Below are 17,165 nucleotides of genomic sequence, written 5' to 3'. Positions count from 1 at the left end.
TATGAGTCGAACCCGGGAAAGCAGGCAAGTTCCTCCAGTGATCAGTGGTTGCTGAGCGTAGGGTGGGCTAAAATGTGAGGTCATTCACAGGTATCTGATCCATGTCGCTAGAGCTTCAACCCGAGCAGATTCGCCAGGCGCTTCAGGGAATCACCATCCCGCCTCAACCGCAGGTCATGGTTGATCTACAACTTGAGCAGCTTGCCCCGGATCCTAGTCTCAAGGTGATTGCGCAGCTGATCAGCCAGGACCCCGGCTTGGCAGGTGCGCTGCTCAAGCTTGTCAATGCACCCTGTTTCGGGCTGGCCAACCGGATTACGTCTATCCAGCGGGCCGTCAACCTCCTGGGGATCAATTCCGTCGTCAATCTCATCAATGCGCAGTCCATAAAGAGCGAGATGAGTGATGAGACGATCGTGACGCTCAACCGCTTCTGGGACACCGCCCAGGATGTGGCGGAAACCTGCCTGACACTGGCCAAGCGGACAGGCTATCAGGCTCCGGATGAGGCATACGCTCTTGGGCTCTTTCACAACTGCGGCATACCGCTGATGCTAGGGCGGTTTCCTCATTATATGGAAGTGCTGGAGGAGGCCTATGGGCGGGTTGGGCCTGAAAGGCGTGTCGTGGATACGGAAAACCATTACTTCAACACCAACCATGCGGTCGTCGGTTATTACACGGCCCGCTCATGGCGTTTGCCGGCCCATGTCGCTGAGGCCATTTCCAATCATCACAATGCCCACCGGATTTTTGTCGACGGTGACGCCAGCAGTGTGCCGATGAAAAACCTATTGGCCATTCTGAAAATGGCCGAGCATATCTGTGGCTGTTATCGCGTGCTGGGCAATCAGGCTCAGGACGCCGAGTGGAATCTGGTCAGTAATCAGGTTTTGGATTACATCGGTCTTTCCGAGTATGACTTCGATATGCTCAAGAACAACATCCTTGAAATGGGGCTTGGGCACATCCATTTTTAAGAGCATATTGTTTCTCTGTCGAGGGCTGAATGCCTGAATTACCTGAAGTCGAAACGACCCGGCGTGGAATAGCGCCACACCTGGTGGGGCAGCGTGTATCCCGCGTCATTATTCGTGATGCCCGGCTGCGCTGGCCCATTCCGGAAGACCTGGATGTTCGCCTGTCCGGCCAGAGGATCGAGGCGGTCGAGCGGCGCGCCAAGTACCTGTTGATTCGTGCCGAGGCAGGTACGCTGATTGCTCATTTGGGCATGTCCGGCAGCCTGCGAATGGTGCCGGTCGGGACGCCGCCGGTTAAGCACGAGCATGTGGATATCGAACTCGAGTCAGGATTGTCGCTGCGCTATACCGACCCTCGCCGCTTTGGCGCCATGCTGTGGTCCCATGAGCCTCTGGAGCATGTGCTGCTCAAGTCGCTGGGGCCGGAGCCTCTGACCGAGGCGTTTGACGGGCGGCGTCTCTACGAAATGTCGCGTGGTCGCTCCATGGCGGTAAAACCCTTCATCATGGATAACGCCGTTGTGGTGGGCGTTGGCAATATTTACGCGACGGAGGCCCTGTTTGCGGCCGGTATCGATCCGCGTCGGGCGGCGGGCAGCATTTCCCGAGCGCGCTACGACCGGTTAGCCCAGGAGATCAAACGCATCCTGGCACTGGCTATCGAGTCCGGGGGCACGACCCTTCGGGATTTTGTGGGTGGCGACGGCAAGCCGGGCTATTTCAAGCAGGAGCTGTTTGTCTATGGCCGGGCAGGTGAGTTTTGCAAGAACTGCGGCTCAGGGCTACGTGAGATACGGCTGGGGCAACGCGCCAGTGTCTATTGCGGCAAATGCCAGCGATAAGTGAACGTGCGTGAGCTATTTCTCTTTTTGTAAGTCAGCCGGTTAACGTACGGGCTGCATAGGGCGGAATCCTGGTCTAGGCTGTGGTCGCTTGCCAAACAGCAGAACTGACCCACAAGATCAAGGATAAGCCATGTCAGTCCGTCGTCTCGCTCTTGCCTCCCTCTGCGCTGCGATTTCCTTCGCCAGCGCCGCCCATGCCGCTCCCAACCCTTACAGTCATCTGGTCGTCTTTGGCGATAGCCTGAGCGACTCGGGACAGTTTCCCGACTTGAATGGCCCGTTAGGCTCCTCGCTGCGCTTTACCAATCGGGTAGGGCCCACGTACCAACCGGGGAGTGGTGAGCCAGTCGGGCCTACCAGCGTCATGCTGCTGGGCGGCCGACTAGGCTTTTCCAGCCAAGAGCTTGGGCCATCCACATCGCTTATCAATTCCGTGTTGGGACTTCCCGACGGCAACAACTGGGCGGTAGGCGGTTATCGAACCGACCAGATTCTCGCGTCGATTACCGAGGAGAATGGCTCTGTTGTAGCCACCAATGGCCTGACGCTTCGCCGCCGGGATGGCTATCTGGTCGATCTGGCGGATCAGGGCCAAGGCCTTGATTCCAACGCATTGTATTACCTGACGGGAGGGGGAAATGACTTCCTGCAGGGTGTGGTCACATCGCCTGCAACCGCCCAGACAGCGGCCAATCAACTGGCTGCCAGTGCCAGCGCATTGCAGCAGGCCGGTGCCCGCTACATCATGGTCTGGCTGCTGCCTGATATCGGCCTTACGCCTGCCTTGAGCGGAACCCCGCAGCAAGCGGCTGCGTCCCAGCTCAGTGCTGTGTTCAACAACCAGCTGGTATCACAGCTTTCCACCATTGATGCGCAAATCATTCCATTGAATGTGCCACGACTTCTAAGTGAGGTGTTGGCCGATCCTGCCCGTTACGGCCTGGCGGCCGACCAGAACCTGACGGCTACCTGTTTCGATGACTGCACGCAGCAGAACGCTGTTTACGGCCTCGACAGCGCCAACCCTGATCCGACCCGGTTGCTCTACAACGACCGTGTGCACCCTACGATTACTGGTCAGCGCCTGATCGCCGACTATGCCTATTCAATTCTGGCGGCCCCCTGGGAGCTGACCTTGCTGCCGGAAATGGCCTACGGTTCGCTGACTGCCCATCAGGGGCAGCTGTATTCGCAATGGCTGAGTGACCGCAATCACTGGCAGCCAGTAGGCACATGGAATTCCTTCGTATCGCCGGGCGGGTTGCGTCAGAACTTTGATGGACAGTCCAGCAGCGTGAGCGGTGATGGCGACGGCTACAGCCTGGACTTGGGAGGCAGTTTCCGCCTGAATGACTATTGGCGTGTGGGCGTGGCCGCCGGGTTTTACAAGCAGGATCTAAACGTGGGTGCTGCTGATTCTCGCTATGACCTGCGCAGTTATTTCGCTACCGCCTTCGCGCAATATCAGCAGAATCACTGGTGGGCCGACCTGGCCTTGACCGGGGGACACCTGGATTACCATGATCTCAAGCGTACCTTCGCCCTGGGGCCGACTGAGCGTAGCGAAAAAGGCGATACCAACGGTCATCTGTGGGCGGCAAGCGGACGGCTGGGCTTTGATCTGGCCCAGCCACAAAGCGCCTGGCACCTGTCGCCGTTCATCAGTGCCGACTACGCGCGAATTACCGTGGACAGTTATTCGGAAAACAGTGATCGAGCAACGGCGCTGAACATCGACGAGCAAAAGCGCCGCTCGCGGCGCCTGGGCGCTGGTCTGCAGGGGCAGTTCGAGCTGACCACCAGAACGCAGGTTTTCGCAGAAGTAGCTCGGGAAAAGGAATTCGAGGACAGTACGCAGGACCTTACGATGTCTCAGGTTGACCTGCCAGGACTCAGCTATACGTTGCAGGGCTATACGCCATCGGATCGGTTGGACCGTGCTTCGCTAGGGGTTAGCCAACAGCTGACCGACGATGTGGCAGTGCGTGCGAGCTATTCCTATCGCAAGAGCCGGGAAGACGATGCCCAGCAGTCTGTAGGCCTCAGCGTGTCGTGGCAGTGGTAATAAAGAGGTCTGAAATGGGAGTCGGCGCATAAAAAAGTCGTCGATTCCTTGGACCTATTTGCCGTTTCGACCTACAAAGATAGGTATGCACCCTTAATCATGGGCCGGTCGATGTGTGTCGCCAATGCCTTTCAGACACGCCTGCCGGTCAGCCTATCAGTGTTCGTTATGCCGAGGTTGTTACTAGATGACGAGAGCCCGTTTTATCTCGCCCAACGAAGTTGCTGCTCTGCGTTCAAACATTCTTTCCAAGCTGACCTATGACGTAGGCAAGGACCCCGAGCACGCCCTGGATCATGACTGGTTCATGGCGACTGCCCTGGCGACGCGTGACTATATCGTCGATCGCTGGATGAGTCGGACGCGTGAGGCTTACCGGGCCAACCAGAAGCGCGTCTATTACTTGTCCCTGGAGTTTCTCATTGGCCGCCTGCTGATCGACAGCCTGTCCAATCTGGGCATACTGGAGGAAACCCGTCGCGCACTGGCAGACCTGGGTGTCGACCTTGAGCGTATCCGCGGACTGGAGCCGGACGCTGCCTTGGGTAATGGTGGTCTGGGCCGTCTGGCAGCATGCTTCATGGAAAGCATGGCGACGCTGGGTATTCCTTCTCATGGGTATGGTATTCGCTACGAGCACGGCCTGTTCCGTCAGGTCATCGCTGATGGCTTCCAGCACGAGCAGCCGGAGAACTGGCTTGATTTTGGTAATCCGTGGGAATTCGAGCGTGCCGAGGTCGTGTACGAGATCGGGTTCGGCGGTCATGTCACGCCCTATGAAGGCAACTCCTTGCGCCAGGTCTGGACGCCGGGTGAGAAAGTTCGTGCGGTTGCCTATGACACGCCCATCATGGGGTGGGGTGGGGAAGGGGCCAATACGCTGCGCCTGTGGCGCTCCCGCCCGCTGGAAAACATCAAGCTGGACACCTTCAACGCAGGTGACCATGTCGGAGCCGTAGCCGATCAGGCCCGGGCTGAAAGCATCTCTCGGGTTCTGTATCCGGCCGACAGCACCGAGGCGGGGCAGGAGCTGCGCCTGCGGCAGGAGTATTTCTTCGTGGCCGCCTCGCTGGCAGATCTGACCCGGCGCCATATCAAGCAGCACGGCGACATCATGAGCCTGCCCGAATACGCGGCCATCCAGCTCAATGATACTCACCCAGCCATTGCCGTAGCCGAGTTGATGCGCTTGCTGGTGGATGTGTACGGTCTGCCATGGGACGCTGCCTGGAGCACCACCGTCAACACGCTGTCCTATACCAACCACACCCTTCTGCCAGAAGCATTGGAAACCTGGTCGGTCTATCTGATGGAGCGCCTCCTGCCGCGCCACATGCAGATCATCTACATGATCAATGCCCAGTTCCTCGACTCGCTCCGTGCGCGGGGCGAGACAGATGGCTCCATGCTGTCTTACGTGTCCCTGATCGATGAAAGCCACGGCCGTCGGGTACGTATGGGCAACCTGGCCTTTATCGGTTCGCACAAGGTCAACGGCGTGTCCGGATTGCATACCGAGCTGATGCGCAAGACCGTCTTCCGCTCCATGCACCGGCTCTTCCCGGATCGAATCAACAACAAGACCAACGGCATTACCTTCCGCCGCTGGCTCTATCAGGCCAACCCTGCGTTGACCGATCTTCTGGTGGATGTATTGGGCGAGGATGTCCAGCACGATCCTGAAAAAGCGCTCCCCCGGCTCAAGCCCTATGCCAACGATGCCAATTTTCGAGAGCGTTTTGCCCACCAGCGGTTGCATAACAAGAACAGTTTTGCCGAACTGGTGAAAAAGACGCTGGACGTCTCCCTCAGTACCGACGCCATCTTTGATGTGCAGATCAAGCGCATCCATGAATACAAGCGGCAGCTGATGAACCTGCTACAGACCATTGCGCTGTATCAGGCCATCAAGGACAACCCCAACGGGCAATGGACGCCTCGTGTAAAGATTTTCGCGGGCAAGGCAGCTGCCAGCTATCACCAGGCCAAGCTCATCATCAAGCTGGCCAACGACGTGGCCAAGGTAGTTAATAATGACCCGTCCATTCGTGACCTGCTCAAAGTGGTGTTCCTGCCTAACTACAATGTGAGCCTGGCTGAAGTCATTATCCCGGCGGCCGACCTTTCCGAGCAGATTTCCACAGCGGGTCTCGAGGCGTCAGGCACCAGCAATATGAAATTTGGCCTGAACGGCGCACTTACCATTGGCACGCTCGACGGCGCTAACGTTGAAATGAGCGAGTTTGTCGGTCAGGAACATATGTTCATCTTTGGCCTAAAGGCGGCCGAGGTTGAAGAGCGCCAGCGTATGGGGGGCAACTCTTCGGACATCATCAACAGCTCGCCACGGCTGTCGGCCGTGCTTTCGGCCATTCGCAGCGGGCAGTTTTCACCGGATGATCCCTCTCGCTATAACGGGCTGCTGGACGTGCTGACCTGGCACGACCGCTTCTTGGTCTGTGCTGATTTTGATGCCTATTGGGATGCTCAGGTGGCCGTCGAGGAGCGTTGGAATCAGCCGGACGAGTGGTGGCGCTCAGCGGTACTCAACACGGCCAGTATGGGTTGGTTCTCCTCCGATCGAACCATTCGTGAATACGCCACGGATATCTGGCAAGTCTTGTAAGTCTCAATAGCCGGCACCTTTCGCGTGCCGGCTTTTTTCTGTTTTACGGAGATTTTCTGTGCCCCGCCACGTGACTCATCTCGAAACCGGAAACCCTGCTGAACTGGGCGCGACACTGGTCGGCGATGGCATCAACTTTGCCGTGTGGGCGCCAGAGGCCGAGCGGGTAGAGCTCTGCCTGTACGATGCCAAGGGCGAGCATGAAACCCATCGACTCGTCTTCCACGAAAAGACAGGCAGTGTCTGGCACGGGCATTTTCCGGGAGGTAAGGCGGGGCAGCGTTATGGGCTGCGGGCTTACGGTGCCTATCAGCCTTCTCAAGGACTTTACTTCAACCCTCATAAGCTACTGGTCGATCCTTACGCCAAAGCAGTGGACCGCCCGTTCGTGCTGCATCCCAGTGTCTATGGCTTCGATCCAGACCACCATGATCGCCCGGACCATCGCGACAGCGCGGCTCATGTTCCCAAGGCCATTGTTCAGGCACCGCTAACACCGCTTGAGCTGGAAGGCCCGCGTTACAAGGGTAGCCAAAGCCTCATCTATGAGCTGCATGTGCGTGGCATGACCATGCAGCATCCCAAAGTTCCTAAAACCATGCGTGGCAAACTGGCCGGGCTTCGGCAGCCTGCCGTGATCGAGTATCTGCAAAAGCTTGGCGTGACTACGCTGGAGCTGCTCCCTATTGCGGCCTGGGCGGATGATCGTCATCTGCCCAAGCTTGGGCTTGGCAATTACTGGGGCTATAACCCCGTCACCATGATGGCTGTCGACCCCCGTCTGGCAGGACGTGACGCCATTATTGAGTTACGTGAAACCGTGGCAGCGCTGCATGCGGCAGGGTTCGAGGTCATCCTTGATGTGGTGTTCAACCACACCGGTGAAGGTGACGAGCTGGGTCCGACCTTTTGTATGCGAGGACTGGATAACCGAGGCTATTACCGGCTGCATCCGGACGATCCTTCGGTTTACATCAATGATGCAGGTTGCGGTAATTGCCTGGCATTGCAACGCGAGCCAGGGCTGAGGCTGACGATGGACTCGCTGCGCTATTGGGTGCAGGCGGCAGGTATAGACGGTTTCCGTTTCGATCTGGCGCCCGCACTTGGGCGGCTTGAGACCGGCTTTAGCGTCGACGCGCCACTCATGTTGGCCATTGCCCAAGATCCGATCCTAAAACAGGTCAAGCTGATCGCCGAGCCTTGGGATATTGGCCCGGGCGGCTATCAGGTCGGGCAGTTCCGCAGCCCTTGGGCTGAATGGAATGATGATTTTCGCGACGATGTTCGCAAGTTCTGGCGGGGCGACGACGGCATGCGTGGCGCACTGGCGACCCGATTGTCAGGAAGCGCCGATCTGTATGACCGGCACGGCCGGAACATCGACGCCAGCATCAACTTTGTGACGGCTCATGATGGGCTCACGCTGGCAGACCTTGTGACTTATGCACATAAGCATAATGAAGCCAATGGCGAAGAAAATCGCGACGGGACTCAAGACAATCACAGCTGGAACAACGGTGCCGAGGGCCCGACCGACGATCCCCACATCAATGAGCAGCGTGCAGCTGATCAGCGTGCCCTGCTGGCAACGCTGCTGCTGGCAGGTGGCACGCCGATGTTGACGGCTGGCGACGAATTCGGTCGCACTCAGCATGGCAACAACAATGCCTATGTTCAGGATAATCCGCTGTCATGGTTGGACTGGGCACTTGCCAGCAGCCCAACCGGCAAACGCCAGATCGATTTTGTCGCCCGGCTGGCTGCGCTGCGTCGTCAATACAAGGCGTTGCAAGCCGAGCACTTCATCGGGCGTCCCGCTCACGGTGACTGGGTTAGCGTGCAATGGCTCGATGCAGAGGGTGAACCCCTGGACGAGGCGGGTTGGAATAGGCCCGAATCTGCACCATTGGCACTGGTGCTCTCGCCCATGAACGGTGCCGGGCACCTCAGGGCAGAGCGGTTATGGCTCTGTTTCCAGCCGCTTAACCATCCTCAGACGTGTCGGTTAGCGCTATCTCGTGACGGCCATCACTGGTCGCTCATTCTAGATAGTGCACGACCTGAACTGGAAGCCGGTCATGCAGTCTACTCCAGCGCCGAAAGCCTAGCGCTCGGCCGCGGTGTTAGCATAGCCGTGGAGTTGCTGCGTCCCTAGCGGCGTGCAGACCTTGTCTCTCGAACAATCAGAACGTTGGGTGGGGCTTGTAGGCCGCTTCGCTTGAGACGGAGCTTGAGCATCCGCGCTACACTGCGCGAACCTTTTCTACCGGAGCCTCACATGTCCCGTATTACGCTGAGCCGCTATCTGATCGAACAGACCCGTAGTCATAAAACCCCAGCCGATCTGCGTTTTCTGATCGAAGTCGTAGGCCGTGCCTGCAAGCGAATCAGCTATGAGGTATCCAAGGGTGCGCTAGGTGGCGTACTGGGCAGCATGGGCACTGAAAACGTTCAGGGCGAAGTTCAGAAGAAGCTGGACGTCCTGTCCAACGAAATCCTGCTTGAAGCCAACGAGTGGGGCGGCACCCTGGCGGGCATGGCGTCCGAAGAGATGGACCAGGTTCACCAGATCCCCGGTGAGTACCCCAAGGGTGCTTATCTGCTGATGTTCGATCCGCTAGACGGCTCCTCCAACATTGACGTGAACGTGTCGGTTGGCACTATCTTCTCCGTTCTGCGTAAGGATCATGGAGGTGCCACCTACGGTGATACCACTGAAGAAGCCTTCATGCAAAAGGGCACTGAGCAGGTCGCTGCAGGCTATGCCATCTATGGCCCCCAGACCATGTTCATTCTGACCCTGGGTGATGGCGTCAAAGGCTTTACCCTGGACCGTGAGCTGGGCAGCTTCGTATTGACACACGAAAACATCTCCATTCCTGAGACAACTGCCGAGTTCGCTATCAACATGTCCAACCAGCGTCACTGGGAGCCGCCGGTACAGCGTTACGTAAGCGAGCTGCTGGCTGGCAAGGAAGGCCCGCTGGAGAAGAACTACAATATGCGCTGGATCGCCTCTATGGTGGCCGATGTGCATCGTATTCTCACCCGTGGCGGTATCTTCATGTACCCACGTGATGCTCGCGAACCGGAAAAGCCCGGCAAGCTGCGTCTGATGTACGAAGCCAACCCGATGGCCATGCTGGTCGAGCAGGCAGGCGGTGCGGCCACCAATGGTTACCAGCGTATTCTGGAAGTGCAACCGGAAGGCCTGCATCAGCGTGTAGCCGTCTTCCTCGGCTCCAAAGAAGAAGTCGAGCGCGTTACCCGTTACCATCAGGACGCCTGATGACCGACTGGCCAATGGTCATTTACCGTTGGCCAGTTCTCTTCTCTCGCTAATGCAGGCTTTGTTCAGCCTGTATTAAGCCGCAATTCAGACGCTGTTAAGGGCTCTTTTTCTACTCTGACCCCTGCTTGCTCATTCATGGCCAGCGAGGACAGCATTATGAATCTCTTTCAGAAAATGGCAGCGTTTGCAGTAATCAATACCGTAAGCTACACCGCCCTGGCAGCAGATCGCGATGCTTCTGTTGAAACCCCGGTCGGCTCTACGAGCGGTGATGTGATGGATACCCGTGACTTACTGCAGACAGCCAAAGAATCCGATACCGGAGATGGGGTTTCCCAAAATCCACACTGGAGTCAGCGCCTTGGGCGCTCCGGTCAGCGCTATACAATCGCAACCCAACGCTTCAACGGTAAGGCTATTGAGCCGCATAACCTCTCCGGGCATTACTCTGGTGTCTCGGCCACAAACCCGCCGGGTACTGTAACTTTCGAGGTTCTGTCCCTTGAGCAAAGTACCTCCGCTCACCAGTCGACACCGTACTCATCTGGCAAAGGGACAATCTGACGGCGTAACCTCTGCACGGGAGCGCAGTGCTCCCGGCAGGGCAGGTTCAAGGCCGACGGGTTGCCAGAAACTCACCTTTGCCTACCGGCACAAGGCAAGTCGAAAAGTCCGGATCGCTCTCAACCAGAGCCTTGAAGGCCGCCATTTCATCGGCATGGGACAAGGCATTGTCCACGATCAGAAGGCCGCCCGGGCGCAGGACTCTTCTGAGGTCAGGCCACCAGCCACAATACTGGCAGCGCTCGGAATCAAGAAATACAAGGTCCAGTGAGTACTTGTCCTGTGCAGCCAGGATGGCACCGCCGTCACTGTGAAGCTGTGTTATCAGCGCCTCGAGCCCGGAGCGCTTGAAGTTCTGCCGTGCCAGCTCGATTTTGGCTTCGGAAAGCTCCACGGTGCGAATGGTTCCGCCCACTGTATGAGCTGCTTTTGCCAGCCATAAAGTGGAGTAGCCATTGGAGGTCCCGATTTCCAAGACACGCTTGGCATTAGTAGCCTGAACCATGACATAAAGAAACTCACCCGTATCACGTGTGATGTTCAGCATGCGACTTGGCCGCTCATGTGTACGGCTATCGTTAATTTCCCCAAAGGTTTCCAGTTCTTTTAATAAAGTATCCAGATCTGAAGGCATTAAGTATCCACTCACTGTTTTTGTTTTAGGGAATTAATACTGCTGGATAATGGTAAGTGTTTGGATAATAAAAAAGCCCCGCCAATATAGTTGGCGGGGCTTTTAGTTAACGCTTTAAGAAGCAACCGGGGGTGTATCGTTACTCGGCTGCTTTGGGTGCTTTTTTAGGAAGTTTAACTTTGGTGCCTGGAACATATAGTCCATGTGCAGTTTCAGCATGATTTTGGCAGCAATAATCGGTACGACAATGCCAACAAGGCATGCTGCAAAAATATGCAGATAGACGTTATCGACATGCAGGAACTTGCTCAGGATAACGCGTACGCCGCTCCCGGCCAGGATGTGCATGAGATAGATCGGCATGGACAGCGTGCCGATGGTAATGAACCACTGAACAGGTTTGCGGGCCAGCAGCATGGACAGGCTCGTAACCAGCAGAATGGCCGATAGCGCCACCATCAGCGACATCCATCCGCGGTCGGTATAAGTGTGATGCGAGATGATATGGAACTGATACTCCAGTCCCGCTGTAACCAGAAGCGTAAAGGCTGCTATGCGACCTGGCTGCGCTTCGATGGCAGCAGCAATATTGGTAAACCAGACGCCAAAGGCGAAAAACACGAAGTTCTGGATCAGAAAGTCGACCAGCATCTGGCGCGGCGCGTATTGCTGGAGCCCGTAGGCCACGGCGGACAGCAGGAAAATGGGTAGGAAAACCTTCTTCGATTTGCTGCCGTACAGCACGATGGACAAAACAAATACAAAGAACAGCGCATACAGGAACCAGAACTGCGCTCTGGGCCGCCACAAGAGGGAGAACACCTCACCCAGCGTCACATCGCCATTGGTATAGCGAGAGAGAAAGGCTTCAATCACGCCCTGCAGGATTGACCAGATAAGGAAAGGGTAGACAACCGTGTCCAGCTTGTTGACGAATACACCCTTGCCGCCGCGACTCGTTAGCGATTTGAAGAAAAACAGGCCAGACAGGAAGAAGAACAACGGCATGTGAAAGCTATAGATGATGCTGTCCACAAGCATGTGCGTCTCGACATCGGTCTTGATGATGCCGGCATTTAAAAGCCCGCGGAGCACATGGCCATAGACAACCAGGATTATGCCAATGGCTTTGGCATAATCGACCCACACATTTCGGTTATTCATTGAACTATCCTTGATTCAAAGGTTGAAACTAAGACGATTTTTTAGAGGTGGTAAGTTGGGATCCAACTGCTCGTCCCTGTGCCTGAGGAGTTCCGCTTCCTTGGTCAGGCTTGGCCGCTTTAATAACAACGCGAGATCGTAAAGCCATCATAAATTAGAATGTGAAACGTATAGTGAAAAGTCTAAAAAAATAATTCCGACAATCGGGATTTGCTTTAAAGTCTGGCCAGACCTGCACACGCTTATTGTTATTGGCAAAATTAAATACGCCAATAAAACCCTGAATAAAGAACGGGTTTTATAACAAGATAAAAACGTGTTTATGGAACAATCACCACTCCAGCGACGAGGTCTGACAATGGCGATGTGCTATTGTTCCGTGGCGCTTTGAAAAGATTTCGCTGTTCTGTCTGGCAGATCGCCAAATCAGCATTTGAGGCTGGACATCTGCACGCTGGAGTGCTCACTGGCAATCTAGAGGTCTGGATTGATGCCCTTGAGCTGCTGTTTGACGAGGATTTTCTCGTAATCGGGTGAGGTGTAGATCAGAAGTGCCTGCCGCTTCATGTCTGCGTTGGTGGAAAACCTGTAGAACACCGTATTGTTATCGAACGCCATGAACGCATGACTGTTGGGCTGACTTTCCAGTTTGATGAAGTGATCGGACGGCGATTGCGAGGAGGGTGGCCCATATTTCTCGGTCAGGCCTTGAGCAATGAGAAAGCTCTTTTCAACTGGCGTGACAATCGAAAGGCGCAAGAAGCGGTTGTCGATAAAGAACAGCCCAGCCTCAAGGCTATCCTTGCCCAGCTTAAGATCGGGGCAGCTGTAATACTCCAGCCCCTCGATAGGTGCAGTACGCGGTGTCAGGGTGCAGATCTTGCTTTCCAGTACCGTTTGCTTGCTATCACCAAAGTGCAAATCCTTATAGCCGTCTACGGCTTGGGAAAGGCCTGCATGCAGCGAAGCGATAACGCCTAGCAGATACCCTGACTTGCGCATTACATGACATTCCGACGTAAGGGTGAATGATGATGACGCGCATCATACCTCATGTCAGCGATGTTGAAAGAAGTGGTGCATTCGCCGGGTAAGCCGAGAGGGGAGCCCAGGCTTACCCGTTCAGAGGTGAATTACCAGACGCCAGGAGGAATGATGTCGTCAGAGTCATATTTGATCTTGTCGACGTTCTCTTTCTTGCTGTGTTCCGGCGTCGTGTCATCCAGGGTTTCAGGCTGGGTATCGTCCTTGGGATAGTCATCAGCTTCAGGCATACAGGCGTCCTCCAGTGGATACGGGGTCTCTTGTTTGGGCCGATAAATGCCCGTCAGGTTCCTTGGGAACCTGATTCAGACGCCATCACGACTCGATTACGGCCCTCGTGCTTGGCCTGATAAAGAGCTGCATCAGCGCGTTTCAACAGTGACTCGGCAGGCTCATCCGCATCCCCATCTGTACCGCCAATACTGGTAGTAACCGTAACAGGGCCGTTGACGGTCAAAAAGGGAGTATCGGCAATGGCAAAGCGTATGCGTTCCGCGATGCCATCCAGCTGCTCCGCCTTGTCGATGCGGGTAATCACGGCAAACTCTTCACCTCCCAGTCTGAGTAACAGGTCATGGGGGCGAAGCGTGGTGGCGATCCGGTGGGCGGTTTCGACAAGCACCTGATCACCTGCGGCATGGCCATGCTGATCGTTGACTGCCTTGAAGTGATCCAGGTCGATGAACAATGCGCCGATTCGCTCGTTGTTGCGCCGTGCGGCAGCTTGCTCGACCGGATAGAAGTGCTCCAGCGCCGCACGATTCCATAATTGTGTCAGCGGATCGAGCATCGCCCTGCGGCGTTCGCGTGAGATAACGGTGCGCAGGTAGCGGGTCTGCTCTGAAAGGCTGCGTAGTTTCAAGTAGCCGTCAGCCATTTGGGCAAGGTCCCTCAGGCGGTCACGCTCCTGAGCCGTCAGCTGCTTGGGCTCGGAATGCATCAGGCACAAGGTGCCAATGGGCAGACCTGATGGCGCTACGAGGGGATGCCCGGCATAAAACCGTATGTACGGGGGCTCGATCACTAGTGGGTTGGATGCAAAACGCTCATCGCTCAAGGCGTCCGGTACGATCAGCGGGCGATGGGTATCGAGCAGGGCATGGGCACAAAAGGCAACACTGCGTGCTGTAGCGCTGAAGGGTGATCCGCACTGGGCCTTGATGCATTGTTGTTCACGGTCGATCAAGCTGATCAGCACTCGGTCGACCTTGAACAGGTCCCGCGCGATCCGCACCAGGGCATTCATATAGGCATCCGCCGGAGTATCCAGTATTTCAAGCGACTCCAGCGCTTTTTGGCGCTCGGCTTCACGAGGGTGTGCAGGCGCAGCGTGCATGGTGAATCCTGTGACAGGTAGGTGCGATAACATTGTTTTAGAAGGCGTTCCGCTTGATATGACCCTTGGAAACGCGCGGTGTTGCCAAGGGAGATAGGCGGCGTATAGGAGGCGAGGGGCGAAGCCCGGCTGTCGTCTCTCCGCCGGGCTACCTGTGCCAACCTTTGCTAGGCATCAAGAAGGGTCTTGATAGTGCTGATCAGGTATCCAGGCGTTGCGTCTGGTCATCTGCCAGGCCTGAAAGCTCTGGACGATACCTCTCAAGGCCATGAAGCCCAGAAACGACAACCACAGCCCATGGTTGCCCAGGTCTTTGAGCGCAATGCCTAGCGGAATGGCGAGCAGGACGGCAATGACCATCGCATTGCGCATTTCCCGGGCTCGGGTTGCTCCGATGAACAGCCCATCCAGCAGGTAACTGCTCATGGCAATGACTGGCAGTGCGGCCAGATACGGAAGGTATGTATAAGCCGCTTCACGTACCGCGGGAAGATCGCTTTGCAAGTCGATGAAGCGTGCACCGAACAAGGCAAACCCCAGGGCAAATAAGAGACTGGCCAGCAGCGACCAGCCGGCGGCAATGACCAAGGTTTGCCGGAGGGCCTTGCGATCACGAGCCCCAATGGCGTGCCCTGCCAACGCTTCCACCGCATGGGCAAGTCCATCCAGGGCGAATGCGGTCACCATCAGGCCATTGAAGAGAAGGGCGTTAGCGGCCACCGTGGCATTACCTAGACGTGCGCCCTGAAATGTGATCAGAAAGAAGACGCCTTGCAAGGCCAGCGAGCGGATAAAGATATCGCGGTTAACCGCCAGCAGGGGGCGCCAGGTGGACCAGCGCTTGAGTCGCGCGATGCGAACCGCGCCTGCCATGTGATGCAGTGTCTGGCGCGCCAGCCATAGGCCAAGCCCCACGCCGAACCACTCAGCCAGGGCGGTTGCTGCTGCAATACCGCGAATGCCCCAGCCAAAGCCGAACACGAACAATACGTCGAGCAGCAGATTGACGATGTTGGTGGTCAGCAGCATCGCCAGCGGCGCACGCGCATTCTGGGTGCCCAGCAGCCAGCCGATCAGGGCATAGCTCGACAGGGCGGCAGGCAGACCCAACAGGCGAATCTGGAAAAAGCGCTCGGTGGCTTCGCTCAACGCTGCCGAGGAGGTCATGCTGTTCAGCAGCAGAGGAAGGCCTAGCAGTGAAAGGCCGATCAACCCCAGCGCCAGCACACAGGCCAGCAACAGACCTTGCAACAGAATTTGCCGAAGCGCACTGCCATCCTTACGGCCGCTGGCTTGCGCAGCGAAGCCGGTCGTTCCCATGCGTAGGAAGCCCAGCACCGCGACCATTGTAGTGTAGAGGCTTCCCCCCACCGCCACGGCGCCCAGATCATGTACATCCGGCAGATGACCGGCGATGGCGCTATCTAGCAGGGTCACGAGGGGTACGGTCAGGTTGGACAGAATCATCGGGCCGGCCAGCAGCCAGACACGACGATGCATTGGACGGTAGCGCCAATCGGCAAGCAGGGTGGACATAAGGGCTCCAGTCAGCAGAACCCCTAGTGTAAAGGCTTACCGATCATCATGTTTCATGGCTGAGAAAACAGTACTGGCCGGGCAGGGGCGGTAGGGCTAGTGTTGAGGGTGCGCCATCGGCATGGCATTACCTGTGTAGTGATTTTTCTTTGGGAAAGGAGCTGACATGTACAAGCATTACCCTGCTGCCTATCAAGCAAGTCATGGTTCGGCCCTGTCGGTGGATACGGCCTTCTATGACCGTATTCGGGAGGGCAAGGACAAGCGGACGCTTATTGAGTCCTTTGACGTTCCGATCCGTACCGGTCGTGCGTGGCGGGTGCCGGCCGGGCATGTCTTTCGAGTGACGACGCCTGTAGGGCCGCAAGTGGGCGACTTCAATATCTGGAATGCCCATGATCCACGGGAGCGGCTATGGGCAGCCCGTACCCGTCAGCTACAGGGCGCTCATGTGTCTATCTATGATCGACTGTGGTCGAACCTGCCCTTTCTGCGGCCAATGGTCACCATCACGGACGACACCCTGGCTAGTTATGGCATCGACGAACATGGCGGACGCATTCATGACCTGCTGGGTACCCGCTGCGATCCTTACGTCAACAAGCTCCTGACCGGAGAAGATTTCCATCATCACTGCCATTCGAACCTGACCCGCGCGGTATTGCCCTACGGGCTGACCGAGTTCGACGTACATGATGTGCTAAACATTTTTCAGGTGACCGGGCTTAACGATGAGGACATGTACTTCATGAAGGCCTGCCCGGCGAAGCAAGGAGACTACCTGGAGTTTTTCACGGAGATCGACGTGCTGTGCGCTCTGTCGACCTGCCCAGGTGGTGATCTGTCCGTTGCGCTGTGGGGGCCGGACGCGCAAGACCCGCTGTCCGTCTGCCGCCCTCTGGGCGTTGAGGTTTATTCGCTGGATGACACCCTACTGGCAGGCTGGTCATCCCCGGAGCGGGCGGGTTACAAGGGAAACCACGGCCTGGAACTGGTGAGGCCTGCGTGGGATCGGTGAAGGACTGTCCTTTTGAGCCTTGCACTGCACAGCCGTTGTTCCGCGTAACGGTAAACAG

General features: G+C 56.7%; 14 protein-coding genes. 8 read left to right on the top strand and 6 right to left on the bottom strand.

Annotated elements, in window-relative coordinates; translation table 11 throughout:
• Positions 1-155 precede the first annotated feature (155 nt).
• The 7 genes from HMPREF1487_RS05200 (at position 156) to HMPREF1487_RS05170 (ending at position 10,375) form a co-directional block, all read left to right on the top strand.
• Positions 156-980: an HDOD domain-containing protein gene (locus HMPREF1487_RS05200; RefSeq protein WP_371106371.1), complete on the top strand. Its 825-nt coding sequence runs from the start codon at positions 156-158 to the stop codon at positions 978-980.
• A 29-nt stretch (positions 981-1,009) separates the two neighbouring features.
• Positions 1,010-1,822, top strand: a complete 813-nt coding sequence (mutM, locus tag HMPREF1487_RS05195; protein WP_010795547.1) for a bifunctional DNA-formamidopyrimidine glycosylase/DNA-(apurinic or apyrimidinic site) lyase — start codon at positions 1,010-1,012, stop codon at positions 1,820-1,822.
• A 133-nt stretch (positions 1,823-1,955) separates the two neighbouring features.
• Positions 1,956-3,890 carry an esterase EstP gene (gene estP / locus HMPREF1487_RS05190; RefSeq protein WP_010795546.1) on the top strand — a complete coding sequence of 645 codons (1,935 nt, stop codon included), beginning with the start codon at positions 1,956-1,958 and terminating at the stop codon, positions 3,888-3,890.
• Positions 3,891-4,077: 187 nt separating this feature from the next.
• Positions 4,078-6,516 carry a glycogen/starch/alpha-glucan phosphorylase gene (locus tag HMPREF1487_RS05185; protein WP_010795545.1) on the top strand — a complete coding sequence of 813 codons (2,439 nt, stop codon included), beginning with the start codon at positions 4,078-4,080 and terminating at the stop codon, positions 6,514-6,516.
• 58 nt (positions 6,517-6,574) lie between these two features.
• On the top strand, positions 6,575-8,674 hold the full coding sequence (gene glgX, locus HMPREF1487_RS05180) for a glycogen debranching protein GlgX (protein WP_010795544.1): 2,100 nt from the start codon (positions 6,575-6,577) through the stop codon (positions 8,672-8,674).
• A gap of 123 nt (positions 8,675-8,797) precedes the next feature.
• On the top strand, positions 8,798-9,808 hold the full coding sequence (locus HMPREF1487_RS05175) for a class 1 fructose-bisphosphatase (RefSeq protein WP_010795543.1): 1,011 nt from the start codon (positions 8,798-8,800) through the stop codon (positions 9,806-9,808).
• Between the two features lie 159 nt (positions 9,809-9,967).
• On the top strand, positions 9,968-10,375 hold the full coding sequence (locus HMPREF1487_RS05170) for a hypothetical protein (RefSeq protein ID WP_010795542.1): 408 nt from the start codon (positions 9,968-9,970) through the stop codon (positions 10,373-10,375).
• 46 nt (positions 10,376-10,421) lie between these two features.
• Here the strand turns inward: HMPREF1487_RS05170 and HMPREF1487_RS05165 are convergent, their stop codons facing one another.
• The 6 genes from HMPREF1487_RS05165 to HMPREF1487_RS05145 all read right to left on the bottom strand — a co-directional run bounded on the left by HMPREF1487_RS05165 (position 10,422) and on the right by HMPREF1487_RS05145 (position 16,089).
• Entirely contained in the window at positions 10,422-11,009 is a 588-nt protein-coding gene (locus HMPREF1487_RS05165) for an O-methyltransferase (RefSeq protein ID WP_010795541.1), read from the bottom strand.
• Positions 11,010-11,123: 114 nt separating this feature from the next.
• Positions 11,124-12,173: an acyltransferase family protein gene (locus HMPREF1487_RS05160; RefSeq protein WP_010795540.1), complete on the bottom strand. Its 1,050-nt coding sequence runs from the start codon at positions 12,171-12,173 to the stop codon at positions 11,124-11,126.
• 474 nt (positions 12,174-12,647) lie between these two features.
• Positions 12,648-13,175: a hypothetical protein gene (locus HMPREF1487_RS05155; RefSeq protein WP_010795539.1), complete on the bottom strand. Its 528-nt coding sequence runs from the start codon at positions 13,173-13,175 to the stop codon at positions 12,648-12,650.
• Positions 13,176-13,306: 131 nt separating this feature from the next.
• Complete coding sequence (locus HMPREF1487_RS27235) at positions 13,307-13,447, bottom strand: hypothetical protein (protein ID WP_010795538.1); 141 nt, start codon at positions 13,445-13,447, stop codon at positions 13,307-13,309.
• A 53-nt stretch (positions 13,448-13,500) separates the two neighbouring features.
• On the bottom strand, positions 13,501-14,553 hold the full coding sequence (locus HMPREF1487_RS05150; protein ID WP_010795537.1) for a GGDEF domain-containing protein: 1,053 nt from the start codon (positions 14,551-14,553) through the stop codon (positions 13,501-13,503).
• Between the two features lie 174 nt (positions 14,554-14,727).
• A complete protein-coding gene (locus HMPREF1487_RS05145) occupies positions 14,728-16,089 on the bottom strand; it encodes an MATE family efflux transporter (protein WP_010795536.1) in 1,362 nt (453 codons plus the stop codon).
• Between the two features lie 166 nt (positions 16,090-16,255).
• Between HMPREF1487_RS05145 and HMPREF1487_RS05140 the strand changes: the two genes are divergently transcribed.
• Positions 16,256-17,107: an urea carboxylase-associated family protein gene (locus HMPREF1487_RS05140; protein WP_010795535.1), complete on the top strand. Its 852-nt coding sequence runs from the start codon at positions 16,256-16,258 to the stop codon at positions 17,105-17,107.
• The last annotated feature ends 58 nt before the right edge of the window (positions 17,108-17,165 follow it).

The sequence above is a fragment of the Pseudomonas sp. HPB0071 genome (assembly GCF_000478505.2).
Taxonomy (GTDB): Bacteria; Pseudomonadota; Gammaproteobacteria; order Pseudomonadales; family Pseudomonadaceae; genus Chryseomonas; species Chryseomonas luteola.
This window is presented reverse-complemented; position numbering and strand designations above follow the sequence as displayed.